The sequence below is a fragment of the Bacillus sp. J33 genome (genome assembly GCF_000518885.1).
GTDB lineage: Bacteria > Bacillota > Bacilli > Bacillales > Cytobacillaceae > Cytobacillus.
On record NZ_JAEL01000082.1, the window covers coordinates 12161 to 27049 of the forward strand.

The following is a 14889-nucleotide window of genomic DNA, read 5'->3' on the forward strand; positions in this document are numbered from 1 at the left end:
GTGAGGCACCGATTTTATTTTTCGAACGTTTTGTGTTCCTTCAGTGGACGGAAACTTCTTCAAAAGGCCAAGCTGGCAGCTGTTTTCGAAGAGCCTTATCCTCCCTGTATCCCAGAGCGTATTCTCCTTGCATAATCGTATGAATTTCCCTTGTTCCTTCATAAATGACTGGAGCTTTTGAGTTCCTTAGGAAACGCTCTACTGGATATTCATCGGAATATCCGTATGCACCGTGGATTTGAACGGCATCATTGGCAGCATCAAAAGCTGCATTACATGAGATCCATTTAGCAAGAGACGTTTCTTTTGTATTCCTTTTCCCTTGATTTTTTAGCCAGCCTGCTTTAAAGACAAGCAATCTGGAAATCTCTAGATTTGCACTCATTTTTGCAATCATCTGCTGCACAAGCTGATGTCTTCCAATTTCCTTGCCAAATGTTTTACGTTCATGGCAGTATTTTAGGCTTGCTTCCAGACTGGCTTCAATTAAACCCACTGCCCCTGCTGCAACAGTAAATCTGCCATTATCCAATGCTGACATGGCGATTTTAAAGCCTTCTCCTTCTTCACCAAGCCTGTTTGATACAGGTACTCTCACATCAGATAGAAATACCTCACCTGTGTTTCCTGCCCTTATCCCCAGCTTTCCTTTAATCGCCTTAGTTTCTACACCTGGGAAGCTTCGCTCCACTATAAATGCAGTAATACCCTTGTGGCCAATATCATGTTCTGTTTTTGCAAAAACAAGGAAATTATCCGCTACGTCACAAAGTGAAATCCATGTTTTTGATCCATTTAGTATATAAGAATCTCCATCCCGGATGGCAGATGAATTCATTGCAGCTACATCAGACCCTGCATTAGGCTCGGTTAAGCCAAATGCTCCTATCTGTTTGCCTTGTGCTTGCGGCACTAAATACTTCTGTTTTTGCTCCTCGGTTCCCCACTGCAGCAATGTCATGCTATTTAAACCTGTATGGACAGACACAGCAGTTCGGTAAGCTGTGTCTCCACGCTCCAACTCTTCACAGACAATAGCCAATGTGTTGTAGTCCATTCCTGCTCCGCCGTATTCCTCAGGGATGCAAACACCCATTAAATGCAGGTCAGCCAATTTTTTTAATATCGAAGGCTCAAAATGGCCTTGGCGGTCCCACTCCTGAATATTCGGGATAATTTCCTTGTCTGCAAACTTTCTGACTAATCTCTTCACACTTTTCTGCTCTTCAGTTAATTCGAAGTTCATCATATCAATTCCTCCTAAATAATATTGTTTTTTCTAAACCTGGCAATTTCCTCAGGATGGTAACCGATTTGCTCCAAAATGGTTTCTGTATGCTCACTAAACATGGGAGGATGATGCCTCATTTTTACAGGTGATTTGGACAGCTTAATCGGTGAACCGGTCAGTTTAAGATTTTTTATCGAAGGATGTTCCATTTCAACTACCATTTCTCTGGCTCTTATTTGTGGGTCATCAAACATTTCTTGAACTGTATTGATAGGGCCATTGGGAATGTCAGCTGCATCCAAAATGTCTTTCCACTCTTTTTTTGATTTTTTCGAGAGCAGTTCATCAATAATAGGAATGAGCTTAGACTTATTCTCAAGCCGGTTTTTGTTATGAATAAACTCTTCCATATGAGATAAATCCGGCTTCCCCAAAGCAGCTGCAAATCTCTTAAATTGCTCATCATTCCCCACCGCTACAACCAGGTCACCATCTTTTGCAGAAAACACCTGATATGGTGCTATATTTGGATGCTGGTTTCCTAAACGTTGCGGGGTGACTCCGCTGCATAAATAATTGCTGGCAACATTAATTAATGACGAAACCTGGCAATCCAGTAAGGAAATATCGATTTCCTGCCCCTCACCTGTTTTGTTCCGATACTGGAGAGCAGATAAAATTCCTATGCATGTATACAGTCCAGTTATTACATCCGCAATTGCCACACCCACCTTAACAGGGCTCCCGTCCGGTTCTCCAGTAATGCTCATTAGTCCGCTCATTGCCTGAATTATATAGTCGTATCCAGGCAAATCCTTATATGGCCCGTTTGTACCAAATCCAGTTATGGAAGCCATAATTAAATAGGGGTTCATTTCTTTCAAACTTTCGTAGCCCAAATCCATTTTTTCCAGTGTTCCTGCTTTAAAATTTTGAACAACAACGTCTCCAGTGGAAACAAGCTTCCTGAAGATCTCTTTGCCCTCTTCAGTTTTTAGGTTTAAGGAAATGCTCTTCTTATTGCGGTTGGCACATAAATAATATGCACTTTCTCCGTTTACAAATGGCGGGCCCCAGCCCCGCGTTTCATCACCGGTTTTATAATGTTCGATTTTAATAACCTCTGCTCCCAGATCACCAAGAATCATGGAACAAAAAGGACCTGCAAGTACGCGAGATACATCGATTATTCGGATTCCATCTAAAGCACCCTTCACTTTTTCACCTCTTTCTCCATAAGATTAGAAAACAAAAAGAGCCAGCAAAACAGCCAATGTCTCTAAAGACATTGAACGCTTTACTGACTCTTATTCATGGCTCGTCTTCCGGAAAGGAAGATCAAGTGAACAAAGCCAATCCTTTATTATTTATTTAACGAATTAAACTTCAAGCCGTGCATGCAGCAAGGATATTGCTGTCATCGGTTTGTTAAGTTAATTATATATTAATTTGATAGAATTTTTCAATAATTTAATATAATCTTTTCTGCGATTAATAATAATTCCCATTGAGATAGCATGTTTAGCCAGAAGCATATCATATTGAAGCATTTCTTTCAGGTTATAAGACGGATACAGCCCTTTCTAATACATAAATGAATAGATTTGTTCATGTGTATCAATAGCCTGAAGGAGCTTTTTTTAAAACCTTTCTAACCGCAATGGCTGCTGTTTCTGTTATCGCAATCCCATAGTTTCTCACAGCTGTTTTTGCAAATTCCAATAAATCCCAGTAAAAAGCTGTCTAAAGAACGATAATCATCTGATTTCACAAGTTGAGGGGCGTATGGATAAAATTGCAGCAATTCCCTTAAGTTCATATCCAAATATTGAATTTTTTTCATATAAATTTGTCTAAAGTTCCTGTTCTTGTACATCCTTTAACCCTTTTTAAGCTTCATTAATCCTATTGCATGAAACGCTACCAGTTCGTAAATTTCTAATGTCTATGCCATTCAAGAGCCTGTTCAAAATTTGGCATCATTTAAGTGTGCATGGCAAAATAAAAAGTACCAGATACCCATACCAGAAGGCTTAAGTGGTATAGATACCCGGTACTTATCAAATCGCTTTCTTCAGCATTCCCTCGTACTCTTTTGATGTTCTCAGCTCAATCGTTAACACTCCATTTCCAAAGTGAGTTTTTACAAGAAGCGGTATACCTGTTGTGTTTTTAAATCTAAAATCTTTGCCGCCGTACGATACTGTTGCATCCCTTCCTTTTGGAACATATCCTACTGTTACGGAATGATGATGTTTTTCTACATAGCTTACTCTTACTTTGTCAACTGCATTGAATAAAGTAGAAGAAGTCTGGCAGATCCCGCCTCCAATTCCCATAACCAGCTTTCCATTAACAGCTTCTTCTGCCGGCTGATAACCATGGGCTGCGTCACTGGGACCCACAGTTGTATTAAATGAAAAATGATCCCCTTCACCAAGGATTATATTATTGATTGCCTCGGCGGAAAGCTCGATATTTTTGGTTCTGCCGGCTACACCGCTATTGAAATAGGTCGTGTATGAAGCGACTACAACTTCATTCAACCTTGGAACATCTTCTGGGCTATAGCCGCTTTCAGTTACATAGAGAGGCAATTCAATATCGCCTCCGCTCACCGAAGAGTCGAGAATCTTTTCAACTAACTCACTTTCTTCCAAAATTATTTCCGGTTGGCCTTTAATAATTTTTCCGTCTGGGCCGATCTTGTCAAGAATCATTCTTTGGTCATAGCCTGGCTTTGTATCAGTTCCTCTGGCCGTTTCCCTTGCCCATTTTTCCAGCTCAGCTTTGTATTTTTCATCATTTGAGCCAAAGCCCATTTCTGCAGGAGTGAACGTCTTGATGACCTCTTTTGTATTTGGGTCGATTACATTAACAACAACTGGCTTAACTTCTTCCTTTTCTTTCTCTTTTTCCGCTTGCTCTTCCACCTTAGCATCCTCATTAGCTTTTTCCTCTTCCTTCTCCTTTTCTTGGACTGCCTCCTTTCCTTTTTTTTGTTCATCAGCTGCAGATTCTTCCGCACACCCAGCTAATCCTATTAAACTTCCAATCAACAATAGTGAAATTCCCCATTTTAGCTTCCTCATTTTTCCCCCAGCTTTTCCTGTATTCTTCCTTTCTCTTTTTAGGAAGTCGTTTCCATTTTCAAATTATATTCAAATCAGGGAAAAGGTATTCCTGCATATCAGCATCTTAGTTTGTACCATTTTCCCAGATAAAAAAAAACGCCTGCACAGTTATGCAGACGCTTAAATTACAATCCTCTACAGCCAGATGAATTTTCCGGTTTATTTTTAAGATAGCTGGCTTCTTCTTTCGATACAGACTCTAACCCATACCCTGTTGAACTTATTTCAAGTATTCCATCCGCCGGCTTACTATTAAAATCCTCCATTTTGCTTTCCGGCTGGAACTTATCATTTTCCTTTTTCATAATAACCCTCCAAGAACTCTTATTTAACCTTTAATCCCATGCAGCCATTCATGATAACAGTCTTTACATAAAACTTCTTCTCTCTCTTGATCAGCCACATCAAATGTAATCAAATGCATTTGATTCCCTTCAATTTCATCGGTGCAATAAAAACACTTTTCACCCATCATTTGCCCCCCATAGTAGAAAGTGTTTTTATTTTGAAACGGCTTCACATTTTTTATACACAAAAAGTGCCAGGTACCTATACCGGTTGGCTTAAGTGGTATAGGTACCTGGTACCCATTAGCTGCTTTTTTCCTTTAGGTCGGTTTGGTCGTCGTATTTTATGACCCGCGCTATTTCATCATTCATATGTTTATTGGAATATTCTGTTCCATATTTTGACATGGAGCTTTTATAGAATATAAATCCAAGGATAATCCAGGCAAATACGATGACCCATTCGTAAGGCCAGATTAATGCTGAAGGCATTCCTGGCATATATAAAATACTTACTCCTAAGGACATAAAGACTGCAATCCACCCAATGGCGGTTCCACCCTGAAGGCGAAATGGCCTGTGCATATCTGGAGCTTTTTTACGCAAAATGACAAAAGAAAGTGCTACCATAAACCAAGCTACTACTAACCCCAATCCTCCAGCATCAACAAGCCAGACTAAGGCAGGCCTTCCCAGCAAAGGCGCTGCTGTTGAAAATATTGCAATCAATAAAATGGCCTTATGAGGGGTATTATATTTAGGGTGCAGTTCACCTAACGATTTCGGGAGCATGCCTGCTCTTGCAAGCGCATATATTGCCCGGCTTCCCCCAACATAGAATCCAATCCAGCTTGTCAAAATTCCGCCTATTCCTCCTAGCACAAGAAGATTGCCCATCATCTGACTATCTCCGAAAGCTTTTGCCATTGCGTCAGCTGTTACAAGGTTGGATTGAGCAATTTCAGAAGGGCTTAGCACACGGGAAACGCCAAAAATTACCGCAATGTACCAAACAATTGCCAGAACAACAGAAAAAATTAGTAATTTTCCAATTTGTTTTTGAGGAAGCTTTATCTCTTCCGCCGCCTGTGGAATTACATCAAATCCAACAAACATAAATGGCGTCATGATCACAACGGTTAAAATCCCCGCCATTCCTTTTTCAAATAATGGCTGCATATTTTGCGTGTTTCCCGAAAAAGAACTGCCTGTTATTAATAGAATACCTGCAATAAGGATTAATAATGTCAAAATAAACATGGCAGCAGTTGAGAATTTAATGCCCCGATAATTAATCCAGGCGATAAAAATAGATCCAAGGATGCCTACACCTGCCCATGTAACCGTTACATCCCAATCTGCTACTGTGTATAAGTAGCCTTTACTGTAATTAGGTATTAGATATTCAAAAACCGTTGGCAGTGCAACTGCTTCAAACGCTACTACAGAAACATACCCTAAAATAATCGCCCATGTTGTGATAAAACTGGCAACTCTCCCCATGGCTTTAAAACTATAAACATGTTCCCCGCCAGCCAATGGAAGAGCCGAGGCCAATTCTGCATACGTTAAACCAACAAAAGTAACAAGCAAGCCTCCAATAACAAAGGCAAGAATGGCACCCAATGAGCCAGCTTCCGTAATCCAAAGTCCCGCTGTAACAACCCAGCCCCAGCCTATCATGGCCCCAAATGCAAGAGCAAGGACATCACGGTTCCCAAGTGTTTTTATAAATCTTTTTTCACTCATTCATTTACCTCCACTCATTTTTAGATGAAAAAGGTGATCAAGCCTCCAGCAAGTATGAAATTATTTAATATTCTGAAATTTTAACATATTCTAGTGCCTACTAATAGGCACTAGAACCATATTAACGATTAAACACTTTGTAATCTTAGACTCTTTTCAACCACTTGAATGGCATCCGAGAAGACCGATATCACTTCTTCAATTTCTTCTTTTGTAATAATAAGCGGCGGTGAAAGGGCAATTATGTTTGTTCCGCCGAAAGTAACAGACCTTACAATCAATCCCCGGGAAAGACATTCTTCAACCAGCTTCTGTGCAGCCATTTTCTCAGGTGCAAACGGCACCTCCTCCTCCCTGTCCTCAAACAATTCAAACGCACCAATCAATCCCTTTGCCCTGGATTTCGTCACGGATCGGTGCTTGTCAGTCAAGTATTCAAAGCCTTTTATCAGTTCTTTCTCCATCTTGCCTGCATGAGCTGGCAGATTTTCTTTTTCAATAATTTCAATATTTTTTAATGCAACTGCACAGGCTGTCGGATGGCCGCTATAAGTAAACCCATGGAATAAGACATCATCTGATACTTCTGCCAGGCTGTCTCTTAATCGTTCAGTAATTGCGACTGCCCCCAGCGGAATATAACCACTCGTGATTCCCTTCGCCATGCACATGACATCAGGTACAATATTCCAATGCTCTACGCCGAACATTTCTCCTGTTCTCCCAAAACCGCATATAACTTCATCAGCTATCATTAAGATGCCGTATTGATCACAAAGTTCACGCACAGCCTCTAAATATCCATTTGGGGGGATAATAACTCCGCCTGCCCCCTGTATCGGTTCGACGATAACTGCAGCAATCTTTTCAGGACCTTCATTTTCAATAATCCCCCGAATGCTTCTAGAAAAGTCCGGATCGCTCTTATCTCCCAATTCACAATTCGTTTTGTGGGCTGCGGCATGGAGAAAATCTGGTGCTAACGAGGTTGTCATATTTTGAAATTGCTGAATTCCCGTTGCGCTAGTCGCGCCCATCGTAATTCCATGATAAGCACGCTCCAATCCAATAATCTTCTTTTTCTCCGGCTGGCCCTTCAATTTCCAATAATGCCTTACAAGCTTAAATGCCGTATCATTTGATTCAGATCCGCCGGAAGTATAGAAGAACACATTCAAATCACCAGGTGTTAGGCTTGCCAGCTTCTCAGACAGCTGAATAACCGATTCGTGAGAAAGATTATTAAAAGATGAACTATAAGCAAGCTTGCCCATTTGATGGCTCGCTGCCTCCCCAAGTTCTATCCTGCCATGCCCCACATTTACATTCCACAGTGATGCCAGTGCATCAATATATCGGTCACCATTTACATCCGTTAAGTAAATTCCCTTCCCTTCTGTAAAAATCTTTTTCGGGCCGCTCTCCTGATGCTGTCTCAATGGTGATGTGGGATGAAGATAATGCCTTTTATCCAACTCTTGAAGTTTCTTGATTTGTTCTTTATTATACGTTGCCAATACGATTACCTCCTTATAATGGATGAAAAATATAAAAGTTCCTAGAAAATTATTATGCAAGTTTCATGCCAAAACAAATTAGTATTAAATAAGGAATCCATAATAGTAAAAGTGCAGTTTTGATGATTTTGTGCATTATTCATAATGCACCCTTGCATTATTTATATTTATTTTTCTTAATATTATGAATTGTTGATTACTACTTAATATGCTATTATTTCTTTACCAGCTTTTATACCTCAATTAAAAAAATGCAGGTGAAAATATGGAAATATGCGAGCTTACACATTATAAGAATCTGAATCAGGAATTGGAAACCATTATAAATACCTGTTTTGATGAAATTTTTGTTACTGACGGCATGGGTACAGTCCTTCGAGTTAATCCAGCCGGAGAGGCATTCTACGGGATGAAGGCAGCCGAAATAGTAGGGAAAAATACCGAAGAACTGGCAAGGAAGGGATTATTTTCTCCCTCTTTGTTTCCAATTGTAAAAGAACGGAAAGAGCGAGTCTCAATGATTCAAAGAACAAGAACAGGCCAGACGATTCACTGCATCGGAAATCCCTCTTTGGACTCTGAAAGAAATATAGAGTTCATTGTTTTTACCTCAAGGGACCTGACAGAAATCAGGCAGCTTCGCAATAAGATTGAGCGTACCGAACATTTACTTGAAAGCTTCCAGGAGGAACTTGAAGAACTGAGGAGATTTCAAAACAAAGAGGAAGAAGAATTTATTTCTTTTTCACCAGATATGCGCAAAATTGTGAAAATGGTAGATAAAATTGCAAAGGTGGATTCTACTGTACTTGTGACAGGAAAATCCGGTGTTGGGAAAGGTGTTATCGTATCTCTCATACATAAAAAAAGCAAAAGAAGGCAGCAGCCTTTTATTCATGTTAATTGTGGGGCAATACCGGAGCCTCTAATAGAATCAGAACTTTTTGGGTACGAACCAGGCGCCTTTACGGGTGCCAATAAAGAAGGCAAAAAAGGATTATTCGAAGAGGCAAGTGGCGGCACATTATTCTTGGACGAAATTGGTGAGATGCCGCTTAATCTCCAAGTGAAACTATTAAAAGCCATTCAGGAGCATGAAATTCAGCGGGTAGGCGGAACCAGACCAATACATGTAGACACCAGGATTATAGCTGCAACGAATAAAGACTTAGAAAAATTGGTGGAGGAAGGAACATTTAGAGAGGATTTATTTTACCGGTTAAACGTAATCCCCATTTATATTCCCCCTTTAAAAACAAGACAAGAGGACATTTCATATTTAATGGATTACTTTTTAGAAAAATTCAATAAAAAATATGGAACTTCTGCATACCTTACCTTGGAAGCAGAAAATAAGCTGATTAATTACAGTTGGCCTGGAAACGTTAGAGAATTGGAAAATTTAATGGAGCGTTTAGTCGTTATAGCTGAAAAGGATGAAATTCTATTAGCAGATTTGCCGCAAAAAATTGTAAACTCCCCAAACGGCCATCCGCAATTTACTGTCCAAGTAAATGAAATTTGCTCCCTAAAGCTGGCACAGGAAGAATTGGAAGAACAATTAATTATAAAAGCGTATAAAAAATACGAAAGCTCCTACAAAGTCGCCAAAGCGCTCGGCATAAATCAATCAACTGCCTATAGAAAAATTCAAAAATATATAAAAGACCAATGAAAAACCCTGGCGAATTTTGCCAGGGTTTTTCATTGGTGTCCGGTTAAACTCCTGTTGATTTCTGTTCACAAAACTTACATAGGGAGTCCGGAAGCCTTCTCAGTGCCATTCGAGTGGGGTCGTTTGCTCTTCTCCTCCTCAGGATTCTCATTTACCGGGTTTGTGCTTTTTCTTCATGAGTTTGAACGATTTTATCATTTAATAATTCCTTAATCTTCACTTCATCATACCCAAGCTTTTTTAAGATATCCTTCGAATTTTCTCCCAGCTTTGGAGGAGCTTGTTTAATCTCTGCTGGTGACATGCTTAGTTCAAAAGGAAGCCGAGGAAGCTTAAACCCTTCGATGTTCGAATGTGCTACACTCTCCCACATTTTGAGGGCTTTTGCCTGATCATCCTCGACAACTTCTGAGATCTTTTTTACCTTTGAGCTCGGTACCCCGGCTTCTGCCAAAAGCTCTACCCATTCGTCAGCAGGCTTTGATTGCAGGATATTTTCAATAGCTACTCTCAAATTCTCTCGATTTTCAACCCTTTTAGGATTCGTCTCATATCGAGGATCTGTAATCCATTCCTCTTTTCCCAGCACTTTGCATAAACGGCTGAATAATGAATTATTGGATATTCCAATCATAACGGGTGCATCACTGGCATAAAAAGCTCCATATGGTGCAAAGGCAGTATGTCCAGCACCATTCTTCTTAGGTTCATTCCCTGTAGCTAGCCATGAAAGCATATGGTAGCCCACCCAAAAGAAGCCTGTTTCATAGAGTGAGGTTGTTACCAGCTGGCCTTCGCCTGTTTTTTCTTTATGTAAGACAGCAGAGATAATGCCAATGGCCCCCCACATGGCACTTCCCTGGTCAAGCACGGACACTGGCACTCTGGCAATCTCTGATCCTTCTGCCCCATTAATGCCGATAATTCCTGAATCTGCCTGGGCAATCGCATCGTACCCGGACCTTTCTCGTAAAGGGCCTTCCTGGCCATAGGCAGATAAGGAACAATAAACAAGAGAAGGATTGATCTCTTTTAATTTTTCGTAGCAGAGCCCCATTTTTTCTGCTTTCTTATACCGGAAATTCTCTACAAACACATCAGCTTTCTCAACAAGATCGTAAACAATCTTCCTGCCTTTTTCCTGCTTGAGGTCAATGACAATAGAATTTTTATTACGATTGATATGAAGGAAATAAACTCCTTCCCCTTCCCAAAAAGGTCCCATCCCCCTTGAGTCATCTCCAGTAAACGGCCTTTCGATTTTGATGATTTCAGCGCCTAAGTCCGCGAGTATCATGGTTAAACTAGGGCCGGAAATATTAGTGGTAACATCCACAACGGTTATGCCTGATAACGGTCCTGCCATCCTGGCTCCTCCTTATTAAAGAGAGGACCAGTTTTATAAATGGTCCTCTGCTTTTTAGTTTTGACTCTGTTCAACTTGCCTGTTTATTTCCGCTTAAGGCACTTAAGGTTTCTGTGGGCGGTTCCGATGCTTCTCCCGCCGTTCCAATCAAATTCAACAAATGCGTTTTTTAGAATGAACGTGGCAGCCCTAGAACATGCTGGCCGACATAGCTTACTACGAGGTTGTTTGTAATAGGAGCGACGATAAACAGGCGGGCTTCCCTAAATTTCCGTTCAATATTGTACTCCTTAGCAAAACCATAGCCGCCATATGTGTCCATGGCTGCATTTGCTGCCCGCCAGGTTGCTTCCGAGGCAAGATATTTGGCCATATTGGCTTCTGCACCGCAATCAATCCCCGCATCAAACATCTCTGCTGCCTTGTCCCGCATTAATTTCGCTGCCTGAATATCCATGTAGGATCTTGAAATTGGGAATTGCACTCCTTGGTTTTGCCCGATTGGCCTGTTAAATACAACACGCTCATTTGCATATTGAACGGATTTATCAACGAAGTACATGCCATCTCCGATCGATTCAGAGGCTATTAAAATACGTTCTGCATTCATTCCGCCCAATACATAACGGAAGCCTTTGCCTTCCTCGCCAATCAAGTTTTCAACAGGAATTTCGGCACCTTCAAAAAAGACTTCAGTGGTAGCATGATTGATCATCGTGTCAATTGGCCGGATATCTATTTTATCAGCCTGCTCCTTCATATCGAGGATAAAAAGGCTAAGTCCGTCTGTTTTCTTTTGCACCTGGTCCTTTGGTGTTGTTCTGGCCAGGAGCATCATCAAATCTGAATGTTCCGCACGGGAGGTCCAAATCTTTTGGCCATGCACGATATATTTGTCTCCCTTTCTTTCAGCAAAAGTTTGAATGCTTGTTGTATCACTTCCTGCTGTTGGTTCAGTAATGCCAAAGGCCTGAAGCCTCCATTCACCGCTGGCAATCTTGGGAAGAAACCTTTGCTTCTGTTCCTCGTTTCCGTGGCGGAGCAATGCGCCCATGGTATACATTTGCGCATGGCATGCTCCAGCATTCCCCCCCGAACGATTGACTTCCTCTAAAATGATGCCTGCTTCTTTCATCCCCAATCCAGCTCCGCCATATTCTTCAGGGATTAGTACTGACAGCCAGCCTTCGTCTGTCAAGGCTTTGACAAAAGCTGTAGGATAGGCATATCTTTCATCTGTATCTCTCCAATATTCCTCAGGAAAACGTTCACATAAAGTGCGAACACTTTTCCTTATCATTTCATGCTCAGTATTTTCCATTGTCTTTGTATTATTTGTCATTTCTGTTTCCTCCACATTTTCATTTTATTTTGAGATTATTACCACTTTTTCACTTTATTTTCCTTTCCATTGGGGTGGACGCTTTTCATTGAATGCATAGATGCCTTCCAAACGATCTTCAGAATTTGCACATTTATAATAAGCCTCCAGTTCGAGCACAAGTCCTGTTTTTAAATCGGTTTCCGTTCCTTTATTAACTGCTTTCTTTAAAGCTTTTAAAGAAAGTGGTGCATTTGAGGCAATGGTTTCTGCCAGTTTAATCGTTTCCTTCATGAGTGTTTCAGCTGAGAAAATATGATTGATTATTCCAAGCTGCTTTCCTTCTTCAGCACCAATCCGTTTTCCTGTGAAAAGCATTTCCTTAGCCAATCCCACAGGGATGATGCGGGGAAGCAGCTGTGTCCCCCCTATACCCGGGATAAGTCCTAATTTTGATTCAGGAAGCCCCATCCCTGCATGAGGAGCAGCCGTTCTGATATCGCAGCTTAGAGCAATTTCCATTCCGCCTCCTAATGCATACCCATTTACGGCTCCGATTACCGGATAAGGAAACTCACGGAACCTCTCCGTTACTTGTTCAAAATAATCATGCTGTTTTTTCCAATCTTTTTGTGACATGCCATTTCGTTCTTTGAGATCGGCTCCTACACAAAAACTCTTCGAACCAGCTCCTGTTATAATGAGAACCCTTACATTTTCGTCATATTTTAATTCTTCCAGTACTTCAATTAATTCCAATGCCATTTTTGTATTCAAGGCATTCATCGAATCGGGCCGGTTTAAAGTTAATAAGACAATGCCTTCCTGTTGGTCAGGACTTTCGAGCTTAATCGTTTCATATGTTTGCACCAGCATCTAACTCATCCCTTCAAAGTATATATGTTTGGTTTATATCAGTTCGGTACCGGATACTTTCGGGAGCTTTTCCCCGCTTTAGCTACTTGTCCCGGCAAATCATGACCAAGTAAATCTCTTAATTTATGAGAAGCAGCAATTAGCATATCAAGGTCAATAGAGGTTCTTACGCCCATTTCCTCCAGCATGTGAACAACATCTTCAGTACAGACATTACCTGTAGCACCAGGAGCAAAAGGACAGCCGCCAATTCCACCTATGGATGAATCGTAAATCGTTATGCCTGCTTCCATTCCAGCAAGAATATTAGCCATGCCCATGCCTCTTGTATTATGAAAGTGGCAGCCAAATTCAAAATTTCTCCATTCATCTGCAATTTCCTTCGTTAACTCATATACCTGTTTTGGATTAGCCATGCCAGTTGTATCTGCAAGTGTAATTCTTTTGATGTTATGTAAAAGGAGGGTATCTAATATTCTCATAATGCGGGACTGGGGGACTGTTCCTTCAAATGGGCAGCCAAATGAAGTGGCAACTGTGACATTCAGTGTTAGATCATTTTCAGTTGCAAATTGGGATAAAACCTTAAAGCTATTCAACGATTCTTCTGTTGTTTGGCGGACATTCTGCTGATTATGCGTATTACTTGCCGACAAAACATAATTGACTGAACGTACACCCTTTTCTTTAGCCATTTCAAGCCCTTTTAAATTCGGCACAAGAGCAACAAGTTTCATTTCTGCTTCACATTGTTTAATGCCGCAGTAGAAATCCGAAGTGTTTGCCATTTGCGGCACTAACTTTGGATGGACAAAAGAACCGAATTCAATTTCAGATAGTTTTGCCTTACGCAATAAATTAAAGATATCCAGCTTCTCACTCACAGTTAGAACCTTCGATTCAAGCTGAAGCCCATCCCGAAGACCGACTTCATAGATCGTTACTTCGTTTACTAACTTCATATACCTATTCCCCCATTGGTTTGTTGGAAAAATCTTGGCTTTATATAAATAGGATACTGTATCCAATCTGCAATTTCAATTATTATTATGAATATTCTAAAATTTTATTTTTTAAATGTTGCTTTCTATTGAAAATTACCAAAAAAGAGAGTCAATAGACTCTCCACAGAGTGTAGACAAACCCCTTTTTCAAACAGCTATTTAAAGAAAAAGGGGCTTTTTATCTTTTTTAACGGCATATTTAGGTGTGTGGATTAAGATAGAACCCCATATATTGATTGGGTAATAATGATAAAAAACGGCTGTCGACTTTGTCGACAGCCTGAAGAGAGTCAATAGACTCTCCAAATATTAAAAATCGATCTTTTTTATAATTTAATTTTTCTCCACACAAATTAAGCTACCAAATCAATGTTGAAAAGCGAGATAAATAGTAAAAAAGCTTTGGCCATAATAGGTTGTAGACGTCAAGTTGAATTTTACACTTTTTGCTCGTTTCCTTTTTACACTTCTGCTGAAAAAATGCTTTTCCGGTTTTTCATGCGATGACTTTCCTCGTTTTCACCTCCATGGATGACTTCCACACGATGAAGTAAGCGATCTAAAATAGCTGTTGTAATCCCTTGGTCCCCAATTAAATTACCCCACTCATCTGGACTTTTATTTGAAGTCAGGATGATCGAACTTCGTTCGTACAAATGATTAATCAAGTGAAAGAATAAGTTTGCTTCTCTCTGGTCCATGGCCATATACATTAAATCATCGATAATC

13 protein-coding genes and 1 pseudogene are annotated in these 14889 nt (G+C 40.4%); 1 reads left to right on the top strand and 13 read right to left on the bottom strand.

Going from position 1 to position 14889, the window contains the following annotated elements; genetic code table 11:
* Nucleotides 1-40: 40 nt before the first annotated feature.
* The 8 genes from L634_RS0120790 to L634_RS0120825 form a co-directional block, all read right to left on the bottom strand.
* Nucleotides 41-1246, bottom strand: coding sequence for an acyl-CoA dehydrogenase family protein (locus L634_RS0120790; RefSeq protein WP_026584112.1), 1206 nt, complete (start codon nt 1244-1246; stop codon nt 41-43).
* Between the two features lie 14 nt (nt 1247-1260).
* Nucleotides 1261-2448 (bottom strand): CaiB/BaiF CoA transferase family protein, encoded by a 1188-nt coding sequence (locus L634_RS0120795; protein WP_026584113.1) that lies wholly within the window; start codon nt 2446-2448, stop codon nt 1261-1263.
* Nucleotides 2449-2848: 400 nt separating this feature from the next.
* Nucleotides 2849-2932: a hypothetical protein gene (locus L634_RS34980; RefSeq protein WP_442852715.1), complete on the bottom strand. Its 84-nt coding sequence runs from the start codon at nt 2930-2932 to the stop codon at nt 2849-2851.
* 359 nt (nt 2933-3291) lie between these two features.
* On the bottom strand, nt 3292-4323 hold the full coding sequence (locus tag L634_RS0120805; protein WP_026584114.1) for a VanW family protein: 1032 nt from the start codon (nt 4321-4323) through the stop codon (nt 3292-3294).
* A gap of 167 nt (nt 4324-4490) precedes the next feature.
* On the bottom strand, nt 4491-4670 hold the full coding sequence (locus L634_RS0120810; RefSeq protein ID WP_026584115.1) for a hypothetical protein: 180 nt from the start codon (nt 4668-4670) through the stop codon (nt 4491-4493).
* A 23-nt stretch (nt 4671-4693) separates the two neighbouring features.
* A complete protein-coding gene (locus tag L634_RS33530) occupies nt 4694-4840 on the bottom strand; it encodes a hypothetical protein (protein ID WP_157452433.1) in 147 nt (48 codons plus the stop codon).
* A 115-nt stretch (nt 4841-4955) separates the two neighbouring features.
* Nucleotides 4956-6401 (bottom strand): APC family permease, encoded by a 1446-nt coding sequence (locus L634_RS0120820; protein ID WP_026584116.1) that lies wholly within the window; start codon nt 6399-6401, stop codon nt 4956-4958.
* A 128-nt stretch (nt 6402-6529) separates the two neighbouring features.
* Nucleotides 6530-7918: an aminotransferase family protein gene (locus tag L634_RS0120825; protein WP_034262981.1), complete on the bottom strand. Its 1389-nt coding sequence runs from the start codon at nt 7916-7918 to the stop codon at nt 6530-6532.
* Nucleotides 7919-8183: 265 nt separating this feature from the next.
* Here L634_RS0120825 and L634_RS31455 point away from each other — a divergent pair, with 265 nt between their 5' ends.
* On the top strand, nt 8184-9593 hold the full coding sequence (locus L634_RS31455; RefSeq protein ID WP_051428381.1) for a sigma-54 interaction domain-containing protein: 1410 nt from the start codon (nt 8184-8186) through the stop codon (nt 9591-9593).
* A 151-nt stretch (nt 9594-9744) separates the two neighbouring features.
* On the opposite strand, the gene L634_RS0120835 is transcribed toward L634_RS31455, so the two are convergent.
* The 5 genes and pseudogenes from L634_RS0120835 to istB form a co-directional block, all read right to left on the bottom strand.
* Nucleotides 9745-10959, bottom strand: a complete 1215-nt coding sequence (locus L634_RS0120835; RefSeq protein ID WP_026584118.1) for a CaiB/BaiF CoA transferase family protein — start codon at nt 10957-10959, stop codon at nt 9745-9747.
* Nucleotides 10960-11128: 169 nt separating this feature from the next.
* The gene (locus L634_RS0120840) at nt 11129-12301 is read right to left on the bottom strand and encodes an acyl-CoA dehydrogenase family protein (protein WP_026584119.1); all 1173 of its coding nucleotides are present in this window, start codon (nt 12299-12301) and stop codon (nt 11129-11131) included.
* A 54-nt stretch (nt 12302-12355) separates the two neighbouring features.
* Nucleotides 12356-13156 carry an enoyl-CoA hydratase-related protein gene (locus tag L634_RS0120845; protein ID WP_034262983.1) on the bottom strand — a complete coding sequence of 267 codons (801 nt, stop codon included), beginning with the start codon at nt 13154-13156 and terminating at the stop codon, nt 12356-12358.
* 38 nt (nt 13157-13194) lie between these two features.
* Entirely contained in the window at nt 13195-14118 is a 924-nt protein-coding gene (locus tag L634_RS0120850) for a hydroxymethylglutaryl-CoA lyase (RefSeq protein WP_026584121.1), read from the bottom strand.
* A 503-nt stretch (nt 14119-14621) separates the two neighbouring features.
* Nucleotides 14622-14889, bottom strand: a pseudogene (gene istB / locus L634_RS0120855) (IS21-like element IS643 family helper ATPase IstB); the annotation flags it as partial.